The sequence below is a fragment of the Alcanivorax xiamenensis genome (assembly GCF_009846745.1).
GTDB lineage: Bacteria > Pseudomonadota > Gammaproteobacteria > Pseudomonadales > Alcanivoracaceae > Alloalcanivorax > Alloalcanivorax xiamenensis.
Genome location: NZ_AQPF01000022.1, coordinates 33,273 through 52,834, shown reverse-complemented (window position 1 = coordinate 52,834; position 19,562 = coordinate 33,273). Strand labels below are relative to the sequence as shown.

The following is a 19,562-nucleotide window of genomic DNA, read 5'->3' as shown; positions in this document are numbered from 1 at the left end:
TTTTTTGTGTCCACCATCCGTGGCGGTTACCCTTTGGGCCGTCGCAAGCGACGTCAAAAATCGTTCCCGACGATTTTTTGTTTCGCTGAAAAGGGAATGGGGAGCGCCATCGGAGCACGCTAACAGGGGAACCTCATAGCTTTGCAGGCATGGATTCGCGCTGTATTCGCTGGCAAGCCAGCTTCCCACAGCGGCTCCGTAGCTCCCTCTGTGGGAAGCTGGCTTGCCAGCGAATTGGTGTGCCAGCGTGCTGCGTATAGGCGGACTGTTTCATAACTGTGGGGCAGCTGTGCTTACTGTCCACAAACCCCGCGATGAACATATAAAAAGCCCGCCCTGTTTCAGGGGCGGGCTTTTCATTAGACCGTCCACGGTGATGCCGCTTACTCCGGCGCCGGGGTGTAGTAACGGGTGGAATAGGTGTCCTGAGCCGGCTTGCTGACCGTGCCGACTTCCATCATGTAGTCGACAAAGGACTGTGCGTAGTCAAGGAAAGTGTCCTCGGCGCGGCCATCTTCGCTGACCGTACCGAAGGTCACGTAGCCGTCCTGACCGCTGGCGGTGAAGCTGTTGCTCACCACGGTCAGCTCGGTACTGTCTTCCAGTGGCTGCCACTCGCCTTCGTTGCGCTGACGGTACTCTATGTCATAAAGACGTGCACCTTCAGGCCGATTCATGTCCACGTACCATCGCAACCCGGCGGCATAGGGGTAAGCACCGGAGGAGTCCGTGTGGGCATACTCCACCGCTTCATTGAGGACCTGGCGGATTTCCGCGCCGGTCATTTCCAGGTTGGTGAGGGTGTTGCCGAACGGCAGCAACTTGTAGGCATTACCAATGGTGACGGGGCCCGCCGGGATATCGATGCGCACGCCGCCGGCATTCTGGATGGAGACGTCGGCTGCCTTGCTCATGAACAGAAAGGCGTTGGCCACCACATTGGGAATATCACCGCCACGATCGGGATCCTCGCTGGGGCAAGGATCGCCATACTCCTGACCGGGGATCCGGGCCAGGCACAGGTCTTCGGTGGCGGTGCCGATCTCGATATTCTGGAATTCATCGAGTTGGTCGGTAAAACCAGCCAGCAGCGTCCGCGCATTGAGGTCGGGGCTGGTCAGACTGAGTTGAGCGTCGGCGTCAATGGCGGCGAGGATCTGTTGCCGTTCCGCTCCCTCCGGCTGGTAGGTTTCGTCGTTGGCGGTTTCGCGGGTGATTGAGTCTCCCAACAGCAGGTGCGGCACCCCCGCGCAGGCGGTGACGTTACCCTCGCCATCCCACTCCACGTTCAACTCTCCCACCACCTGGGAGTACTGCCAGGCCTGGGCGACGCAGGCCAGATCGCCATCGGCGTTGGTCACAATGGTGGGGTAATCACCGGATGCGGGCAGGCCATAATCAGCAAAATCTCCCAGCAGGGTGTGCGAGTCACCGCCGATGATCACATCCACGCCGGACAGATTGGCGGCCATTTCCAGATCGTTCTGGTATTGGTAGTGGGTCAGCAGGACGATTTTATTGACGCCTTGATCGGCCAGCTCGTCGATCATGGCCTGGGCGGTTTCCTGCTCGTCCAGGAACTGAGTGGTGTCCAGCGGGCTGGAACTGTTCTGGGTTTTGCCGGCGATGTCGATGCCGATAATGCCCACCTGTTGCCCGTTCACTTCGTGGATCACGTAGGGCTTGATGTAGTCGTCCTCGGCGTTGGGCGCCAGCGGGGTGCCTACTTGAGGTTTGACGTTGGCGGCCAGAGCCGGAGTCCCGCAGCTGTCATCGGCGAGGTAGTCGAGGAACTTCTTGAGGCCGGCGTCACCCCGGTCGAATTCGTGATTCCCCAGAGCGAAGGCGTCGAAACACACCTGGTTCATCAGCTTGGCGTCGGCCTCGCCTTCGAAGCTGGAGAAGTACAGAGTGCCGGTGATGGCATCCCCCGCGTGCAGCTTGAGGACATTGCTCCGCGCTGCTTCCCGTTCGGCGATCTTGGCCACCACGCGGGGAAAACCACCTGACTCAAAGGTGGTTTCCGCGCCGGCGATATCCAGCGTCAGGCTCGACGGCTCCAGATTGGAGTGATGATCGTTGATATGAAGGAGGGTCAGGGACAGCGGCTCCCCACCGTCGCTGTTATCGTTATCGCTGCCGTCGCCACCGCAGCCGGCCAGGGCCAGCGCGGATACCAGTGGCAACAGGGCCAGAGAGGTTTTCGGGCTCACCATCGGGCTCCTTTTTTGATCGGTTCGGAGCCGCCAGCCTGACAGTGGAATATGTCAGTGTGGTGATGGGAGAGGGCGGGGAGAGGGCGGCGAGGATTAATCCTCGCCCGGTTCCTCGAACGGCATGGAGACGGTGGCGGCCCCGGCGTCCACATAGGTGATTTCACCGGTGATCCCGGAGGCCAGATCGGAACACAGGAAGGCGGCGGTATTACCCACTTCCTCGATGGTGACGTTACGGCGCAGCGGCGCCTTGGAGGCGTTGTACTCCAGCATGGTGCGGAATTTCTTGATGCCGGAGGCGGCCAGGGTGCGGATCGGACCGGCGGAAACGCCGTTCACGCGGATCCCTTCCGGGCCCAGGCTGGAGGCCAGATAACGCACCGAGGCTTCCAGACTGGCTTTGGCCAGGCCCATGACGTTGTAGTTCGGCACGGTTTGGCGGGAGGCATGATAGGACAGCGTCAGCAGGGCGCCATTGCGGCCTTGCATCAGAGGCCGTGCCGCCTTGGCCAGCGCCACGAAGCTGTACGCGGAGATATCGTGAGCAATGCGGAAGCCTTCCCGGGTGGCGACCTCGGCGAAGTTACCATCCAGTTCGTTGGCGGGAGCAAAGCCCACCGCGTGCACCACGCCGTCCAGGCCGTCCCACTGTTGCCCCAGGTCGGCGAACACCTGGTTGATTTCCTCATCGGAGGTCACATCGCAGGGGAAGCACAGATTCTCGTTGCTGCCATAGGCCTCGGCGGCTTTCAGCACCCGCTTTTTCAGCTTGTCGTTCTGGTAGGTGAAGGCCAGTTCGGCGCCTTCCCGGTGCATGGCTTCGGCGATACCGGTGGCGATGGAGCGATCGCTGGCGATGCCGACGATCAGGAAGCGTTTGCCCGCGAGAAAACCCATGGTCTGTCCTCGAATATTGGTGTTGAAGATAGCTGCTCCAAGTATAGAGAAAACCGGCCGGGGATAAACGGTGCCGGCCTTTCAATGTGCAACGGCGTGTTTCTTCTCGGTACTGAAAGCCGCGTCGATCAGGGTGCGCGTATAGTCGTGAGCAGGCCGCTGAAAGACAGTCTCGGTGTCGCCGTGCTCGACCACCTGGCCCTGGCGCATCACCAGCAACCGGTGGCTGAGGGCTCGCACCACCTTGAGGTCATGGCTGATGAACAGGTAGCTGAGCCCGTGCCGGCGTTGCAGATCGCGCAGCAGATCCAGTACCTGGGCCTGTACGCTGCGATCCAGGGCGGAGGTGGGCTCATCCAGGATCAGCAGATCCGGTTTCATGATCAATGCCCGGGCGATGGCGATCCGCTGGCGCTGGCCACCGGAGAACTCATGGGGATAACGCTCCAAGGCCTCGGGATCGAGTCCCACTTCCCGCAGCAGCTGCCGCACCCGATCCCGGCGCTGGTCGCGGCTCAGATCCGGTTGGTGTACGCGAAGTCCTTCCTCCACCGCTCGCAATACCGTCAGACGCGGATTCAGGCTACCGAACGGGTCCTGGAACACCACCTGCATATGGCGCCGCCAGGGACGCAGGGCGCCACCCCGCAGACGGGTGAGATCCTGATCCAGCAGCATTATGCGGCCCTGGCAGGCAACCAGCCGCAGCAGCGCCAGCGCCAGGGTCGACTTGCCGGAGCCGGATTCACCCACCACGCCCAGGGTTTCACCCCGGCGCAGTTGAAAGGAAATGCGGTCCACCGCCCGGGTCTCCTCCCGTGGACCGAACCAGCCACGGCGACCGCCTTTGAAGCTCACTTGCAGATCATCCGCCCGCAGCAAGGTGGGCGCGTCATCCGGCACCGGTATCGCGGTACCGCTCGGCTCGGCGTCGATCAGATGGCGGGTATAATGTGCTTGTGGCTGGCTCAACACCTGCTCCGACGGGCCACTTTCCACCACCTTGCCGTGGTGCATCACCGCCACGTCCTCGGCGAACCGGCCCACCAGTCCGAGATCATGGCTGATCAGCAGAATGCCCAGATTGCGCTCATGCTGCAGGCGTTTGAGCAGGTCCATGATGGTTTCCTGGACGGTCACGTCCAGGGCGGTGGTGGGCTCATCGGCGATCAGTAACTCCGGGTCGTTGGCCAGGGCCATGGCGATCATCACGCGCTGGCGTTGTCCACCGCTGAGCTGGTGCGGATAGCGCGACAGCATGGCTTCGCTGGCGGGCAGCTCCACCTGGCTCAGCAACGACAGGCTGCGTTGGCGCGCGGCGGCGCCGTTGAGCCCCTGGTGAATGCGCAGCGTTTCACCGATCTGTTTCTCCACCGTGTGCAAGGGGTTCAGCGCCGTCAGCGGTTCCTGGAAGATGGTTCCGATACGGCCGCCGCGCAAACGCCGCCGTTGCGGCTCCGAGCAGGCCAGCAGATTCTCATCATCCAGACGCAGGGCCTTGGCCTCGCGGGTAGCGCTGGCGGGAAGCAGGTCGAGGATGGACATGGCGGTCAGTGATTTGCCGGAACCGGATTCCCCCACCAGCGCCAGCATGCGGCCCCGTTCCAGTTTGAGACTGACCCGATCCACCACCGGCGCGGCGTCGCCAAAACGGACCGTCAGTTGCTCCAGCTCCAGCAGGCTCATGACAGGAATTTCCTCGGGTCGAAGGCATCGCGCACGGCTTCGCCGATGAACACCAGCAGAGACAGCATCAAGGCCAGGGTGGCGAAGGCGCTCAGTCCCAGCCACGGGGCCTGCAGGTTGGCTTTGCCCTGGCCGAGCAGTTCGCCCAGTGACGGTGATCCCGGTGGCAGGCCGAAGCCGATGAAATCCAGGGAGGTAAGGGTGATTACCGCGGCGTTCAGTACGAAGGGGAGATAGGTCAGGGTAGCGACCATGGCATTAGGCAGCATGTGACGGAACATGATCACCGGCGTGCGCACGCCGATGGCCTGGGCGGCACGCACATACTCCATGTTGCGGCAACGCAGGAACTCGGCGCGGACCAGATCCACCAGCGTCATCCATGAGAACAGCAGCATGATCACCAGCAGACTCCAGAAACTGGGCACCACGAAGCTGGAGAGGATGATGATCAGATAGAGGATCGGCATGCTCGACCAGATCTCGATAAAGCGCTGTCCGGCCAGATCGGTCCAGCCGCCGTAATAGCCCTGGATCGCGCCCACCATGATACCGATGGCGCTGGCGCTGAGGGTCAGCATCAAACCGAACAGCACCGAAGTACGGAATCCATAGATCAGGCGCGCCAGAACGTCCCGACCCTGATCATCGGTGCCGAGCCAGTTCTCCGCGGAAGGCGGCGCTGGCGCCGGCACGGTGAGCTCGTAATTGATGGTGGTGTAGTGGTAACGGATCGCCGGCCAGAGCATCCAGCCTTTTTCCTCGATCAATTCCCTTACCACCGGATCCCGGTAATTGGCTTCGGTCTCGAAGAAACCGCCAAAGGTGGTTTCCGGATAGGTGTGCAGCACCGGGGTATAGAAAGCACCGTCATATCGGATCAATAAAGGCTTGTCGTTGGCGATCCACTCCGCGCCGAGACTGACCAGGAACAGCACCAGAAACACCAACAGGGACCAGAAGCCGCGACGGTTGGCCCGAAATGCCCGCCATTGCCGCCGCCAGAGGGGGGCGCTTGCCGTCGCCATCATCAGTGGGCCCTCCGCTCGAAATCGATACGCGGGTCCACCCACATGTAGGTCAGGTCGGAGACCAGTTTCAGCAGCATACCCAGCAGGGTGAAGATGAACAGGGTGCCAAACACCACCGGATAGTCCCGATTGATTACCGATTCGAAGCCAAGCAGCCCAAGGCCGTCCAGAGAGAAAATGTACTCGATCAACAGCACGCCGGTGAAGAACACGCTGACGAACGCCGCCGGGAAACCGGCGATGATGATCAGCATGGCGTTGCGGAAAACATGGCGGTAGAGCACCTGCTTTTCACTCAGCCCCTTGGCCCGGGCGGTCTGGACATACTGTTTGCCGATCTCGTCGAGGAACGAGTTCTTGGTCAGCATGGTGAGGGTGGCGAAATTGCCGATGACAATGGCGAGGGTGGGCAGGGCGATGTGATGCAGGTAATCGGTGATCTTGCCGGACCAGGATAACTGCGCGAAGTTGTCCGAGGTCAGGCCTCGTAGCGGGAACCACTCGAAATAGGAGCCGCCGGCGAACAGCACCACCAGCAGGATGGCGAACAGAAAACTGGGAATGGCGTAGCCGATGGCGATGGCGGTACTGCTCCACACATCGAAGCGGGAGCCATCCTTCACCGCTTTGCGAATGCCCAGCGGAATCGACACCAGATAGGCGATGAGCGTGCTCCACAGCCCCAGCGACACCGACACCGGAATCCGTTCGATGATCAGATCCGACACCGGACGATCACGATAATAGGACTCGCCGAAGTCGAATCTCAGATAATTGCGCAGCATGATCCAGAAGCGTTCCAGGGCCGGTTTGTCGAAGCCGTAGAACTGTTCGATACGGGCCACCAGTTCCGGTGACAGCCCGGTGGAGCCGCGATAACCGGAATGCCCGGCACCACCGATGGTATCCGCGGTGGTGCCGGCGAAGCCGCCGCCGGGACCCCCGCCGCCGCCCTGACCCTGGAGCTCGGCGAGCACGCGCTCCACCGGGCCGCCAGGGGCGGCCTGCACCACCAGGAAGTTCAACAACAGAATGCCGAACAAGGTGGGAATGATCAGCAATAACCGTTTGAGAATATAACGTGGCATTTATTCCGCCGTTGTATCCCACCAAAGGTCCAGCGCCCCGTCGACACCGAGGTACGGCGGCAAATCCGGGTGGGCCAGCCGCGAGCGGTAGGCGAAGCGGTGATAATCCATCCCCCAATTGGGGATCACGTAGAATCCCCACTGCAGGGCGCGATCCAGCGCCCGGCTGCTGGTCACCAGGGCCTCACGGTCCTTTGCGGAAATCAGCGTTTTTACCAGACTGTCGATGGCAGGGTCCTTGATGCCGGCGTAATTGCGGCTGCTGGGACGGTCCGCCGCCTTGCTGGACCAGAAATCCCGCTGCTCGTTGCCCGGGGAGGACGACTGGCCCCAGCCGCCGACGATCATGTCGAAATTGAAATTTCGTATGCGCTGAAGATACTGGGATTCGTCCACGCGAATCACATCGGCATTGATGCCCAGCGCCTTGAGATTGCGGGCGAAGGGCAGAACCACACGTTCGAAAGCCGGGCTGTAAAGCAGAAACTCGAACTTCACCGGCTTCCCTTCGGGGTTGAACAACTGTCCGTTTCGCACCTCGTAGCCGGCCTTCTTGAGCAGAGTTTGGGCGGTACGCAGATTCTCCCGCGGACGGCCGCTGCCGTCGGAGACTGGCGGCTGGTACTCCTCGGTAAAGACTCGCTCAGGCAGCTCATCACGTAAGGGGGCCAGCAGCTTAAGCTCCGTCTCGGAGGGCAGGCCAGTGGCGGCCATTTCCGAGTTCTGGAAATAGCTGCGGGTACGCTTGTATTGATTATAAAACAACTGCTTGTTGGACCATTCGAAATCCAGCGCATAGGCCATGGCTTCCCGCAACACCGGATCCTGAAACAGTGGACGGCGCGTGTTGAAGATAAAACCCTGCATGCCCGAGGGGTTCTGGTGATGGATTTCTTCCTTGACCAGTTTACCGTTGTTGAAATCCCGCCCGGTGTAGGCGGTGGCCCACAGTTTTGAGTTCATTTCGAAGCGGAAGTCGTAATCGCCTTTTTTGAAGGCTTCCAGCGCTACGGTCTGATCCAGGTAGTACTCGAAGATCACCCGGCCGAAATTGTACTGGCCCTGGATCACCGGCAGGTCCCAGGCCCAGTAATCATCGCGGCGTTCGTATACCACTTGCTTGCCGGGCTTGAAACTGGCGATGCGATAGGGGCCGGACCCCATCGGCACGGTGAGATCCGCCTGAGTAAAATCCTTGTCCTTCCAGAAGTGCTTGGGTAATACCGGAAGCTGGCCGACGATCATCACCAGTTCCCGGTTGTCGCCGGGTTTGAAGGTGAACTTCACCTTGCGTTCGGAGAGCGCCTCCACTTTTTCCACATCGGCATAGTAGTAGGCGTAAAGTGGCTGGCCATGTTCAGTCAGCTGATTGAAGCTCCATACCACGTCCTCGGCGGTGACTGGCTGGCCGTCGGCGAAGCGGGCTTGGTCACGCAGAGTAAAGGTGATCCAGCTGCGGTCGTCGGGCCATTCCATGCGTTCGGCGAGCAGGCCGTATTCGGTGAACGGTTCATCCAGGCTGCGCACGGTCAGGCTGTCGTAGAGGAAGCTGGGACCGAGACCGCCGACGCCGGCGGCGGCGCTGCCTTTGGGCAGGTAGGGCATGAAGCTGTCAAAGCCGCCAATTACATGGAGCTTGATCTGACCGCCGGTGGGGGCGTTGGCGTTGACGTAGTCGAAGTGACGGAAGGAAGGGCCATACTTGGGAGCGTCGTACATGGTGATGGCATGGCTGCTGTGCACTTCGGCGAGCGCCGGCAGGGCCAGCAGCAAACCCAACAGAATGGTGACGGCTCTCATCGTTATTATCCACTCCTGATCGTCATCGAATCCCACATTAGAGCCTGTCGAAGGCTTGGGTGCCAGCTTTCAATGCCTTCGACAGGGTATATGACCATGAGCGGCGCGCGGCGTTCCGGCGGTCCGCACGGTTCGATCAGGGAGCCTCGCGAATGTCCACGAACAGCGTGACACGGTCACCGGGGCGCAGGTAGCGGCGCTTGCTCAGGGCATTATTCCAACTGCGAATATCGTTCACGGACACATTAAAGCGATTGGCGATGGTGTACAACGAATCACCGTGACGTACCGAGTAACGAACCTGACGGACCATTTCCGCCCTCTGAGTCCGGCCGCCGCCATCGTTGCCGTTCACTACTTTCAAGGTCTGCCCGATTCGCAGCGGTGCCTTGGGGTCGAGATTGTTCCACCGGGCCAGGTCGCCTACCGATACCTGGTAACGTCGTGCCAAATCCCACAGTGTGTCACCGTCACCGACCCGGTGCGCCAGCCTACGGCCCTGAGAGTTGGCGCTGTCACCGGCCGGGGGCACGCCGCTCCTGGCGGATTGCGGAATCAACAGGGTCTTGCCGGCGATGATGGTGTTGCCCTTGAGATGATTGATTTCGCGCAGGACCTGCACTTTGGTGCGATGGCGTTGGGCGATACTTTGCAGATTGTCGCCTCGGGCAATGGTGTAACGCTGCCAGCGCATCCGCTGGCCGGTGGACAGGGTGGCCAGACCGGCCTTGAACCGTTCCGCCTTGTCCGCCGGCACCAACAGACGGTGCGGTCCGGCGGGGGCGGTGGCCCAGCGATTGAAGCCGGGATTAAGCAGATACAGCTCTTCCATCGGCACTTCGGCGAGTCGGGCTGCCTGGGTCAGGTCCAATTGCCCGCCGGTATTGACGCTGATGAAGTAGGGCACATCGGCGATCGGGTGCAGGGCCACGCCGTATTGCTTCGGATTCCTGACGATGTCCGCCACCGCCAGCAGCTTGGGAACATAGGCAGTGGTTTCCGTGGGCAGATCCAGACTCCAGAAGTCCGTGGGTTTGCCCGCCGCTTCATTGCGTTTCTGTGCCCGGAGAACGGTGCCGGCGCCGGCATTGTAGGACGCCAGCGCCAGCAGCCAGTCGCCCTCGAAACGGTCGGCGAGTTGCCGCAGGTAAGTCAGGGCGGCCCGGGTGGAGGCGATGATGTCGCGGCGACCGTCGTACCACCAGTCCTGGCGCAGGCCGAAATGCTGGCCCGTTGAGGGAATGAACTGCCAGGGGCCGGCGGCGCGGCCGTGGGAATAGGCGAAGGGGTCGAAGGCGCTTTCCACCACCGGCAGCAACGCCAGTTCGGTGGGCATGTCGCGGGCGGTGGCTTCATCGACGATGAACTTCAGATAGCGTTCCGCGCGGGTGGTGACCCGGGTGAAATAGACCGGGTGACGAGTGTAGAAAACACGCTGTTCCTCCACCCGGGCATTGTCCACCCGGGGCAGGCCATACCCTTCGCGCAAACGTACCCAGAGATCCTGGTCCGCCGGTTCGGCGACGCCCACGGGAACAGGTTCCATGCCGTTGGCAAGGTCGGATGCACCTGCCTCCGAGCCCGGTATTGGTTCTTGTTCCGGCTCCGGTGCCGCCGGTGGCATGGGCGGTAATTCATCCACGGATGGTGTTAGTGAGCAGCCCCCGCTAAACAACAACACCCCCAAGGCAAAAACGCCTAGAAGTCTATGCATGTCAATTATATGGCTATTGAAATTCCGGTGAATTCTAGGGAGCGGGAAAGGTTACGGCAAGGTTAAATATGGTGGTGCGGGGAGGGGCGGACGCCCGGTGCCGGGCGCCCGCCCCGCGATCAACCGCTGTCCTTCCAGCGCCGCAGGGCGGCAAAACTGTCCACCGGAGTATCCAGCGGCGCCTCGAAGTGGCGCTCACAGGACTGGCGCAGAGCTGGCTCGGTGGCGCGCAGGAACGGGTTGGTACGGCGCTCCATGGCGATGGTGGAGGGCAGGGTGATGCGCCCGGCATCGCGCAGGGCCTTGACGTCGTTCAGGCGCGTGCGGACGTCGGGGTCCTCGGGGGTCACCTTGGCGGCGAAGGTGAGATTGGCCAGGGTGTATTCGTGGGCACAAAAGACCTGGGTGCCCTCCGGCAGCGCGGCCAGCCGGGACAGCGAATGATGCATTTGTTCCGGGGTGCCTTCGAACAGCCGCCCGCAGCCTCCGGCGAACAGCGTGTCGCCGCAGAACAGCCAGCCCGGCTGACGGGCATGGTAGGCGATGTGGCCCAGGGTGTGGCCAGGCACGTCCAGTACTTCCAGCTCCAGATCCAGGTCCGCCAGTTTCACCCGGTCGCCGTCATTGAGGGGGTGGGTAAGGCCGGGAATGGTTTCCCGGGCCGGACCATGGACCGGGATCTCCCGGTGTTCCAGCAAGGCTTGAACGCCGCCGACATGGTCGGGATGGTGGTGGGTGATAAGAATGCCGGTAAGAATCAGGCCCTGTTCGCGTAACCAGGCCTCAACCGGGGCGGCGTCGCCAGGATCAACCACCACGCAGTGATGGTCACGGCGGAGGGCCCATATGTAATTATCCTGGAAGGCGGGAATCGCCGTAGGGGTCTGAAGCATGTCGTGCTACCCTTGTTTTGGCGCTGATACTTGGCGCTGGAACTGATACCGAACATCCACGTTAAGCCTGTCACGGAGTCAAGCCTACCACGGAGAGCGTCACGGATGCAGTTGCCCCCTTTGCCCCGCGGCCCCTACCGGCGCCACCCCCAGGATATGCCGCACCGCTTTGATCGCTGGCTCGACAGCGACGCCGGCCGCGCGTTGCTGAACGAGGAACGCGAGCTGCTCGCCGACTGGCTGCCCAGACTGGTGGGGCAGCGGGCGGTATCGGTGGGCTCCAGCGCATGTCGCCATATGCTGGAAGGTATTCGTATTCCTTGGTGCTGCAACGTTACGCCGCCGAAGCTGGGCGGCGGTCAGGTGCAGGCTCAGGCCAGGGCGCTGCCGATAGCCAAGAACAGCGTGGATGTGTTGTTGCTGCACCATGGCCTGGAGTTTCAGAACGAGCCGCACCAGGTGCTGCGGGAGGCGGCCGGTTGCGTGGCGCCGGGTGGCATGATCGCGGTGGTGTCGTTTCAACCGGTCAGTCTGTTGGGGCTGGCGCGCTGGTTCCGGCCTGGTGCCAACCGCCGGCCCGGCTGGGTCGGCCGTTATTTCACCCCTTATCGGGTCAGTGATTGGCTGCAGGTGTTGGGGTTTGAAGTGGAAGGACTGGCCAGCGGCTTTCATAATCTGCCGTTGGGTGAGCGCGGCCGCCGCAGGTTGTCCTGGCTGGAATGGCTGGGGCGGCGCCTGTGGTGGCGTCACGGTGCCAGTTATTTGCTGGTGGCGCGCAAGCGCGCCGCCATGGTACGGCCTCTGGCGCCGTCGTTCCGGCGGGGCGAGCCATCACATCCGACGGTCATCTCCGTGCCGTTGGCCCGCTGGCAACGTAACGTGGAATGAGCGCAACGCGGAATGATCATCGAAAGTGACTGGAGTGGTTCTTGAAGACAGTGGAAATTTTTACCGACGGCGCCTGTCGTGGCAATCCGGGCCCGGGAGGCTGGGGGGCGCTGTTGCGTCATGGCGAGCACGAAAAGGAATTATTCGGTGGCGAGCCGTTGACCACCAATAATCGCATGGAATTGATGGCGGCCATCGTCGCTCTGGAAACCTTGAAGTCCCCCTGCCGGGTGGTGCTGACCACGGACTCCCAATATGTACGTCAGGGTATCACCGAATGGATGGCCAACTGGAAACGGCGTGGCTGGCGCACCGCCTCCCGCCAACCGGTGAAGAACGCTGACCTGTGGCAACGCCTGGATCAGGCCGCCGCGCCCCATGAAGTGGAGTGGCACTGGGTACGAGGGCACAGCGGGCACGCGGAGAACGAACGGGCCGACCGCCTGGCCAACCGTGGAATTGATCAGATGAGAGTGGACGGATGAGACAGATCGTACTGGATACCGAAACCACTGGCCTGGAGCCCGCCGCCGGACACCGTATCATCGAGATCGGCTGCGTGGAGGTGATGAATCGCCGTATTACCGGCAACAACCTGCATCTGTACATCAACCCGGAACGGGAAATCGACGAAGGGGCGATGGAGGTGCACGGGATCACTCTCGAGTTCCTGGCCGACAAGCCGGTGTTCGCGCAGGTGGCCGAGGAATTCGTCAATTTCATCGATGGCGCCGAGTTGGTGATCCATAACGCGCCTTTTGATGTCGGTTTCATCAATCATGAATTGAAGCTGCTGGGCGCCCGCTGGGGTACGGTGGAGCAGCGCTGCCGGGTACTGGATACGCTGCGGCTGGCGCGGGAGATGCACCCCGGGCAGAAGAACAGCCTGGACGCGTTGTGCCGCCGCTACGACGTGGACAATGGCCACCGGGAGTTGCACGGCGCTCTGCTTGACTCGGAGATTCTTGCCGACGTTTATCTGGCCATGACCGGTGGCCAGACCAACCTTTCCCTGGGTGGGCAGGATGGCGGCGGCGGAGGCCAGCGGCAGGCGGAGGCGATTCGCCGGCTGAGCGCGGATCGTCCTTCGTTGCGAGTGGTGTCCGCCGGTGGTGACGATCTTCAGCGCCATCTGGACAAGCTGCGCTCGATGGCGGAGCAAAATGGCCAGCCGACATTGTGGGAGAGCGAAGAGGGCTGATACCGAAGTCGAAAGAGCATCACGGTAGTCCATGGGGGCTGGAGGCATGAACGCGCGCTGCATTCGCGAGCCAGCTCGCTTCCCACGGAGAGCACTACAGAGCCGCCGTGGGAGCGGCCTTGGCCGCGAATGGAGCGCCTCAGTGGCGCGTGTAAGAGTGCTGGCGAGTCGCGGTACAGCAATGATCGACGGACCGCAATGTTCCTTTGGTGCCGGGCTATAACACCGCCATCAGTTTTTCCACCTTAAAGCGGCTCTCCCGATACTCTTCCTCGGTGGTGGAATCGATCACGATGCCACCGCCGCCGTGGCAGTACAGCGCGTTGCCCCGGGTGTAGAGGGTGCGGATCAGAATGTTGCTGTCCAGCCGGCCCTGATCGTCCTGCCAGAACAGCGTGCCGCAGTAGGGGCCGCGCGGCACCGGTTCCAGTTCCTGAATGATTTCCATGGCCCGTTTCTTCGGCGCGCCGGTGATGCTGCCTCCGGGAAAGGCGCTGATCAGCGCGGCCAGGGGCGTCACCTCCGGACGCAGGCGTCCGTGCACGGTGGAGACCAGATGCTGGACATTGCTGAAGCGGCGTAACTCGAACAGCGGGTCCACCGTTATCGAGCCCGGTTCGCAAACCGCGCCCAGATCGTTGCGTAACAGATCGACGATCATAAGATTCTCGGCGCGGTCCTTGGGATTGGCCAGCAGGGCTTCTCCCAGGCGCCGATCTTCCTCTTCATTGTTACCGCGCGGCCGTGAGCCCTTGATCGGCTCGGTGACCACGTCGCGGCCGTCCACCCGCAAGAAGCGCTCCGGCGATACGCCGAACACTGCTTCGCCACGATCACGGAAAAAACAGGCATGGGGAGCGGGGTGCGCACGCGCCAGCCGCTGGAAGGCGATCAGCGGATCGCCTTGGAAGCGGGCATCGAAACGTTGACTGTAATTTACCTGATAGCAATCTCCGGCTACGAGATAGCAACTGATCCTTTGCAGTGCATAGGCATACTTATCAGCAGTTTGCTGTGGCTGGAACGGCCGGGTCAGACGGAAGGCGCCGGACTGCTCCTGGAACGGCCGCGGCGTGGACCGGTAAAGGTGCACCACCGCCGGCGCATCACTGTCGCCGATGCCCTGTAGAGCCAGGCCCGCCGCATAGGGCAGCAGTCCGCAGGCGAACCGGTAACCCCGGCTGAGGGCGCTGGCGACCCGTTCTGGCAGGGCGCTCAGGGCGTCGCGGTCTCGCGCGTAAAGCGTGTGATCGGGTGGTCCGAGGGCCAGCAAACGGCCATTTTGACGAAAGACGACGTGAACGCTATCAAGCATGAGGTGTCGGGAAAGGCTCGCGAGCGGCGAAAACAGGCCGGCTAGTGTAGCGCCACCGGCGCCGGGCGGCGAGCCGTGGTGAAGGAATAAACGCGCATGAAAAAACTGTTGTTGATATCCGGCTGTCTGGCCCTGGCGGCCTGCGGTGGTGGGGGCAAAAGCTATTCCCAGCATGACGTGGGGGTCTGCCCCTCCACGGCGCGGTGTCTGCTGGAACCTGGTGGTGAGTATCAGGTGACGTTGGAGGGCACCGTGGCGACCAACCTGTCTTATGAGTGCGGCAGCTCTCTTTATTATGTATTGGATACCGCCACCGAGCAGTTGCCAGCGGACCGGGCCCTGTGTCCGTCGGACGCTGAAAGCATCGCTTTCTTTCTCGGGGACCGCCGCTACAAGGGGCGCTGGGTCACCCTCGGGGAGGCCTATTTGCCGCAACGGCTGACAACCCGCGATTATCGTTTCACTCTGGCCGATATGGTGGAGGCGCCGCGCCGGATCGCCGCCAGCGACTATCGGGTACGCAACCGGACGGCGTTGCTGATGGCGCTGGACAGTGATCCGGCGACCTCGCGGCTCGAATTGCCGGAAGTGGTGAATGAGCTGGTCAGCGAGAACTTCGATACCCTGGTACCGTCGCTGGAATTTGATTATCCGGACTATGCCGCTTTCCGCGCCGCCTGGCAGCCGTTGTTGGATGCGGTGTCCGCGGAGGCTACGGTTTCCGGTTTCCCGGCGGATCCGTCCACGGTGACCGCCCGGATCGATAACGCCAACACGGCGACGCGGGCCGGCCAGTATGTTCTCGAGACCTGTCAGGATGGCGCCGCCCCCTGTGATCAGCCGAAGGCATTCGACAGCAACCAGAACGCGCTGCGCATGGAATCCCTGGTGCTGCCCGATGGCCGCGTGCTGGGTTTGGGACAGCTGCAAAAAGGGGATCCGGACAACGGAGGCAGTGAGGATCTGGTGGCCTGGGAAGGTGTTCCCACGCTGGCGGCGGGACTGACCGTCCAACAGGGAACCCTGGTTGGCCTCTTGAACAGCACGGCCGCCACCGACGCCACCCTGAGCGGGCGTCTGCTGGGGCATCGGGCGCTTTACATCAATCAGCGGGTGGGGGGCGGTTTCGTCACCGACTTCGCGCTGGATCTGCCGGGCAGTCCGTCCGCCCCCAGTGGTGGTGAAACCGGGCGGATCCAAGGCAGCGTGCTCGGCGCCGGCAACATTGGCCTGAGTGTTCGTGCTACCCAGACCGGGTCGGTGATGGGGAACGGTGACGGGCTTGGCGGTGCCGCCGGCTATTACGCCGTGACCCTGAAACGGGCCTGTGCCAGTGACTCGGCGGAGTGTTCGGACTTCATTCCCACCAGGGAACTGGGCAGCGACGGCAACTATCCGCGGTGCTTGCGGGATGGCAGTGGCGTCTGCCAGCCGTTGGAGCCGAACCAGGCCCGCGAGCGGAACCGGGCCGATCAGAACCAGACCGAAACCTTCGTGGTGCGGATCGCCAACGACGGCACCGCCTACGCCGCCGCGACCTGCGAGGACGAGCTGCTTCCAGCCGGATTGGTCACCTCCGCCAGCGCCAACACCGCGACAGTGGCGTTGCTGCTGGCGCCAGGGGCCACCAACCGGACCGGAACACCGCATTTTGGAACCCGCATTGACGGCACCCTGGATCTGACCAGCGGCCCTCGCACCTTGTATCGCTCTGACCGTTACAGCGAACGTCTGCGTGGCACTTGGCGTGATCTCTACCGCCCGGCCCAACTGCGGGCCGCCGGAAGCAATGATCTGGAACGCCAGGACTCGGAAAGCCGTGGCTCGGTGGAATGGCGTTATCAGGGTAGTGCTTGCGCTCTCTGAGTCCATCTCGGCATCATTGTCGACAATAATCATTGAAAGATTGGATGGCGCCGAGTAAAGTCGCCACCTGATCCTTCAATTGTCGACAATGGATGCCATGACCCACGCCCTCGACGATAACGTAAGAACCCTGGCGGATCGGGTGTTTGCCCGTCTCCAGGACGATATCGTGCGCGGTGTGATCGCCCCCGGCACCAAAGTCAGTGAAACCGATCTCGCCAGCCGCTACGGCGTCAGCCGCGGCCCCTTGCGCGAAGCTCTGCGCCGCCTGGAATCCCGCAAGCTACTGGAGCGGGTGGTCCATGTGGGCACCCGCGTGACTTCCCTCAGCTTCGACGATCTGATCGAAATCTACTATGTGCGCGAAGCGCTCGAAGGCATGGCCGCGCGCCTTGCCGCCGAGAACATGAGTGATGAGGAAGTGCGCGGTCTGACCGCCTTGCTCGGTCAGCACGAACAGCAGCAGGACCTGCGCGAGGACACCGCTTATTTTCAACGCGAGGGTGACCTCGATTTCCATTACCGCATTATCCAGGGCAGCCACAATGCCACGCTGATCCAGATGCTGGTGGGCGGGTTGTACCACCTGGTGCGGATGTACCGTTATCAGTTCAGTACCGTGTCCAACCGGCCGCAGAAGGCCCTCAACGAGCACCGCCGTATCGTCGAGGCGATCGAGGCTCGGGACGCGGACCTGGCGGAGCTGTTGATGCGCCGCCATATCAGCCGGGCAAGAGAAAATATCGAACAGCAGGCGAAGCGGAAAGAGCCGGGCGCCGTCTGAGCGTCCCGCGCCGTGAGCCGGGTGGAACCGACACAGGAGATGACAATGAGCCAGCCGAATAGCGCCGGCGCCCGTTTTCGACGGGCCCTGGCCGAAGAAAAGCCCCTGCAGATCATGGGCACCATCAATGCCTACTGCGCCATGATGGCGGAACAGGTGGGCTACCGGGCGATCTACTTGTCCGGTGGCGGCGTGGCCAACGCCTCCTATGGTTTGCCGGATCTGGGCATGACCTCCATGAACGACGTGCTCGAGGATGTGCGTCGCATCTCCGCCGCCAGTGAGGTGCCGTTGCTGGTGGACATCGACACCGGCTGGGGGGGCGCCTTCAACATCGGCCGCACTGTCAAGGAAATGATCCGCGCCGGCGCCGGCGCCGTGCACCTGGAGGATCAGGTGGCGCAGAAACGCTGTGGTCACCGTCCGAACAAGGAAATCGTTTCCCAGGAGGAAATGGTGGATCGGGTCAAGGCCGCCGCCGATGCCCGCACCGATGACGACTTCTTCATCATCGCCCGCACCGACGCGTTCCAGAAAGAAGGTCTGGATGCCGCGGTGGAGCGCGCCCGTGCCTGTCTGGAAGCCGGCGCCGACGGCATCTTCGCCGAGGCCGTGCACACTCTGGATGACTACCGGGCCTTTTCCGACGGCATCGGTAACGCGCCTCTGCTGGCCAATATCACCGAGTTCGGCGCCACGCCGCTGTTCACCCGCGAAGAACTGGCCGACGCCGGGGCCAGCATGATTCTGTATCCTCTGTCGGCGTTCCGTGCCATGAACCAGGCGGCGTTGAACGTGTATCGCGAGATCCGCGAAAAGGGGACCCAGAAAGAAGTGGTCGACACCATGCAGACACGTATGGAACTGTACGATTTCCTCGGCTATCACGACTACGAGCGCAAACTGGACGAGTTGTTCGCCAAGGGCAAGGGCTGATGACAACCCCTCTCCCGGCAGAGGAGGGGGAGACGTAAATACACGGAATTGAAGCAGGAGAATGACAATGGCAGAAGGCAAGAAACTGGCGGGCGCCGGCCTGCGAGGCCAGGTGGCAGGTAAAACCGCTCTGTCCACCGTGGGTAAATCCGGCTCCGGGCTGACATACCGGGGCTACGACGTGAAGGATCTGGCGGAACACTGCCAGTTCGAGGAAGTGGCTTACCTGATTCTCAAGGGCGAACTGCCCAGCCAGGCGCAATTGGACGAATACAAGGCCAAACTGAAAACCCTGCGCGGTTTGCCCCAGGCCCTCAAGGAAGTGCTTGAGCGTATTCCCAAGGACGCCCATCCCATGGATGTGATGCGCACCGGCTGTTCCATGCTCGGTAATCTGGAGCAGGAAGACACCTCCGTTCTGGGCGTGTTCCCGAATCAGGAAGACTGTGTCGACCGCATGCTCGCTTGTTTCCCGTCGATCATCTGCTACTGGTATCGCTTCAGCCACGATGGCGTTCGTGTGGAAGAGAACACCGATGACGATTCCATCGGCGCTCATTTCCTGCACATGCTGCGTGATGAAGCCCCCAGCGAACTGCATGAGCGGGTCATGAACGTGTCCCTGATCCTGTACGCGGAGCATGAATTCAACGCCTCCACCTTCACCGCCCGGGTTTGCGCTTCCACCCTGAGTGACATCCACAGCTGTGTCACTGGCGCCATCGGCAGCCTGCGTGGCCCTCTGCACGGCGGCGCCAACGAAGCGGCCATGGACATGATTGAGAAGTTCAAGGACGCCGACGACGCCGAGCAGGGCATGATGGGCATGCTCGAGCGCAAGGAAAAAATCATGGGCTTCGGTCACGCCATCTACAGCGAGTCCGACCCGCGCAACGCCATCATCAAGAGCTGGTCCGAGAAGCTCGCCGCCGATGTGGGCGACACCGTTCTGTACCCGGTTTCGGTGCGTTGCGAGGAAGTCATGTGGCGGGAGAAGAAACTGTTCTGTAACGCCGACTTCTTCCACGCCTCCGCGTACCACTTCATGGGAATCCCGACCAAGCTGTTCACCCCGATTTTCGTGATGAGCCGCCTGACCGGTTGGGCCGGCCATGTCTTCGAGCAACGCGCGGACAACCGTATTATCCGCCCGAGCGCCGAGTACACCGGTCCGGAGCTTCGCAAGGTAACCCCGATCGCGCAACGCTGATCCGGGAAGGGGAGCGGTGCGCCGCTCCCTCGACCCA

Annotated in this window: 16 protein-coding genes; 7 read left to right on the top strand and 9 right to left on the bottom strand. The window is 62.0% G+C overall.

Annotated elements, in window-relative coordinates; all coding sequences use genetic code 11:
- Window positions 1–383: 383 nt before the first annotated feature.
- The 8 genes from nadN to gloB all read right to left on the bottom strand — a co-directional run bounded on the left by nadN (window position 384) and on the right by gloB (window position 11,325).
- Complete coding sequence (gene nadN / locus A6D6_RS13400) at window positions 384–2,216, bottom strand: NAD nucleotidase (RefSeq protein ID WP_159661002.1); 1,833 nt, start codon at window positions 2,214–2,216, stop codon at window positions 384–386.
- Window positions 2,217–2,309: 93 nt separating this feature from the next.
- On the bottom strand, window positions 2,310–3,113 hold the full coding sequence (locus tag A6D6_RS13395) for an enoyl-ACP reductase FabI (RefSeq protein WP_159661001.1): 804 nt from the start codon (window positions 3,111–3,113) through the stop codon (window positions 2,310–2,312).
- Between the two features lie 81 nt (window positions 3,114–3,194).
- Window positions 3,195–4,799, bottom strand: a complete 1,605-nt coding sequence (locus tag A6D6_RS13390) for an ABC transporter ATP-binding protein (RefSeq protein WP_159661000.1) — start codon at window positions 4,797–4,799, stop codon at window positions 3,195–3,197.
- Complete coding sequence (locus tag A6D6_RS13385) at window positions 4,796–5,830, bottom strand: ABC transporter permease (protein ID WP_439647237.1); 1,035 nt, start codon at window positions 5,828–5,830, stop codon at window positions 4,796–4,798. Before A6D6_RS13385 ends, A6D6_RS13390 begins: the two co-directional genes overlap by 4 nt.
- Window positions 5,830–6,918, bottom strand: a complete 1,089-nt coding sequence (locus A6D6_RS13380; protein WP_159660999.1) for a microcin C ABC transporter permease YejB — start codon at window positions 6,916–6,918, stop codon at window positions 5,830–5,832. Before A6D6_RS13380 ends, A6D6_RS13385 begins: the two co-directional genes overlap by 1 nt.
- Entirely contained in the window at window positions 6,919–8,718 is a 1,800-nt protein-coding gene (locus tag A6D6_RS13375; protein ID WP_236564103.1) for an extracellular solute-binding protein, read from the bottom strand.
- Between the two features lie 136 nt (window positions 8,719–8,854).
- Window positions 8,855–10,249 (bottom strand): LysM peptidoglycan-binding domain-containing protein, encoded by a 1,395-nt coding sequence (locus A6D6_RS13370; protein ID WP_236564102.1) that lies wholly within the window; start codon window positions 10,247–10,249, stop codon window positions 8,855–8,857.
- Between the two features lie 302 nt (window positions 10,250–10,551).
- Window positions 10,552–11,325 (bottom strand): hydroxyacylglutathione hydrolase, encoded by a 774-nt coding sequence (gene gloB, locus A6D6_RS13365; protein WP_133490921.1) that lies wholly within the window; start codon window positions 11,323–11,325, stop codon window positions 10,552–10,554.
- Window positions 11,326–11,430: 105 nt separating this feature from the next.
- Here gloB and A6D6_RS13360 point away from each other — a divergent pair, with 105 nt between their 5' ends.
- From A6D6_RS13360 to dnaQ, 3 genes are read left to right on the top strand one after another with little or no spacing between them, the layout of a single operon-like run.
- Window positions 11,431–12,213: a class I SAM-dependent methyltransferase gene (locus tag A6D6_RS13360; RefSeq protein WP_133490920.1), complete on the top strand. Its 783-nt coding sequence runs from the start codon at window positions 11,431–11,433 to the stop codon at window positions 12,211–12,213.
- A 41-nt stretch (window positions 12,214–12,254) separates the two neighbouring features.
- A complete protein-coding gene (gene rnhA / locus A6D6_RS13355; protein WP_133490919.1) occupies window positions 12,255–12,698 on the top strand; it encodes a ribonuclease HI in 444 nt (147 codons plus the stop codon).
- Window positions 12,695–13,414, top strand: a complete 720-nt coding sequence (gene dnaQ / locus A6D6_RS13350; RefSeq protein ID WP_133490918.1) for a DNA polymerase III subunit epsilon — start codon at window positions 12,695–12,697, stop codon at window positions 13,412–13,414. The genes rnhA and dnaQ overlap by 4 nt, the downstream gene beginning before the upstream one ends.
- 217 nt (window positions 13,415–13,631) lie before the next feature.
- On the opposite strand, the gene A6D6_RS13345 is transcribed toward dnaQ, so the two are convergent.
- Window positions 13,632–14,729, bottom strand: coding sequence for an anthranilate synthase component I family protein (locus A6D6_RS13345; RefSeq protein WP_159660997.1), 1,098 nt, complete (start codon window positions 14,727–14,729; stop codon window positions 13,632–13,634).
- A 96-nt stretch (window positions 14,730–14,825) separates the two neighbouring features.
- Here A6D6_RS13345 and A6D6_RS13340 point away from each other — a divergent pair, with 96 nt between their 5' ends.
- The 4 genes from A6D6_RS13340 (at window position 14,826) to prpC (ending at window position 19,525) form a co-directional block, all read left to right on the top strand.
- On the top strand, window positions 14,826–16,595 hold the full coding sequence (locus A6D6_RS13340; protein WP_133490916.1) for a hypothetical protein: 1,770 nt from the start codon (window positions 14,826–14,828) through the stop codon (window positions 16,593–16,595).
- 97 nt (window positions 16,596–16,692) lie between these two features.
- On the top strand, window positions 16,693–17,379 hold the full coding sequence (locus A6D6_RS13335) for a GntR family transcriptional regulator (RefSeq protein ID WP_159660996.1): 687 nt from the start codon (window positions 16,693–16,695) through the stop codon (window positions 17,377–17,379).
- A gap of 45 nt (window positions 17,380–17,424) precedes the next feature.
- Window positions 17,425–18,315: a methylisocitrate lyase gene (gene prpB / locus A6D6_RS13330; RefSeq protein ID WP_159660995.1), complete on the top strand. Its 891-nt coding sequence runs from the start codon at window positions 17,425–17,427 to the stop codon at window positions 18,313–18,315.
- 67 nt (window positions 18,316–18,382) lie between these two features.
- Window positions 18,383–19,525: a bifunctional 2-methylcitrate synthase/citrate synthase gene (prpC, locus tag A6D6_RS13325; protein ID WP_159660994.1), complete on the top strand. Its 1,143-nt coding sequence runs from the start codon at window positions 18,383–18,385 to the stop codon at window positions 19,523–19,525.
- Window positions 19,526–19,562 lie beyond the last annotated feature (37 nt).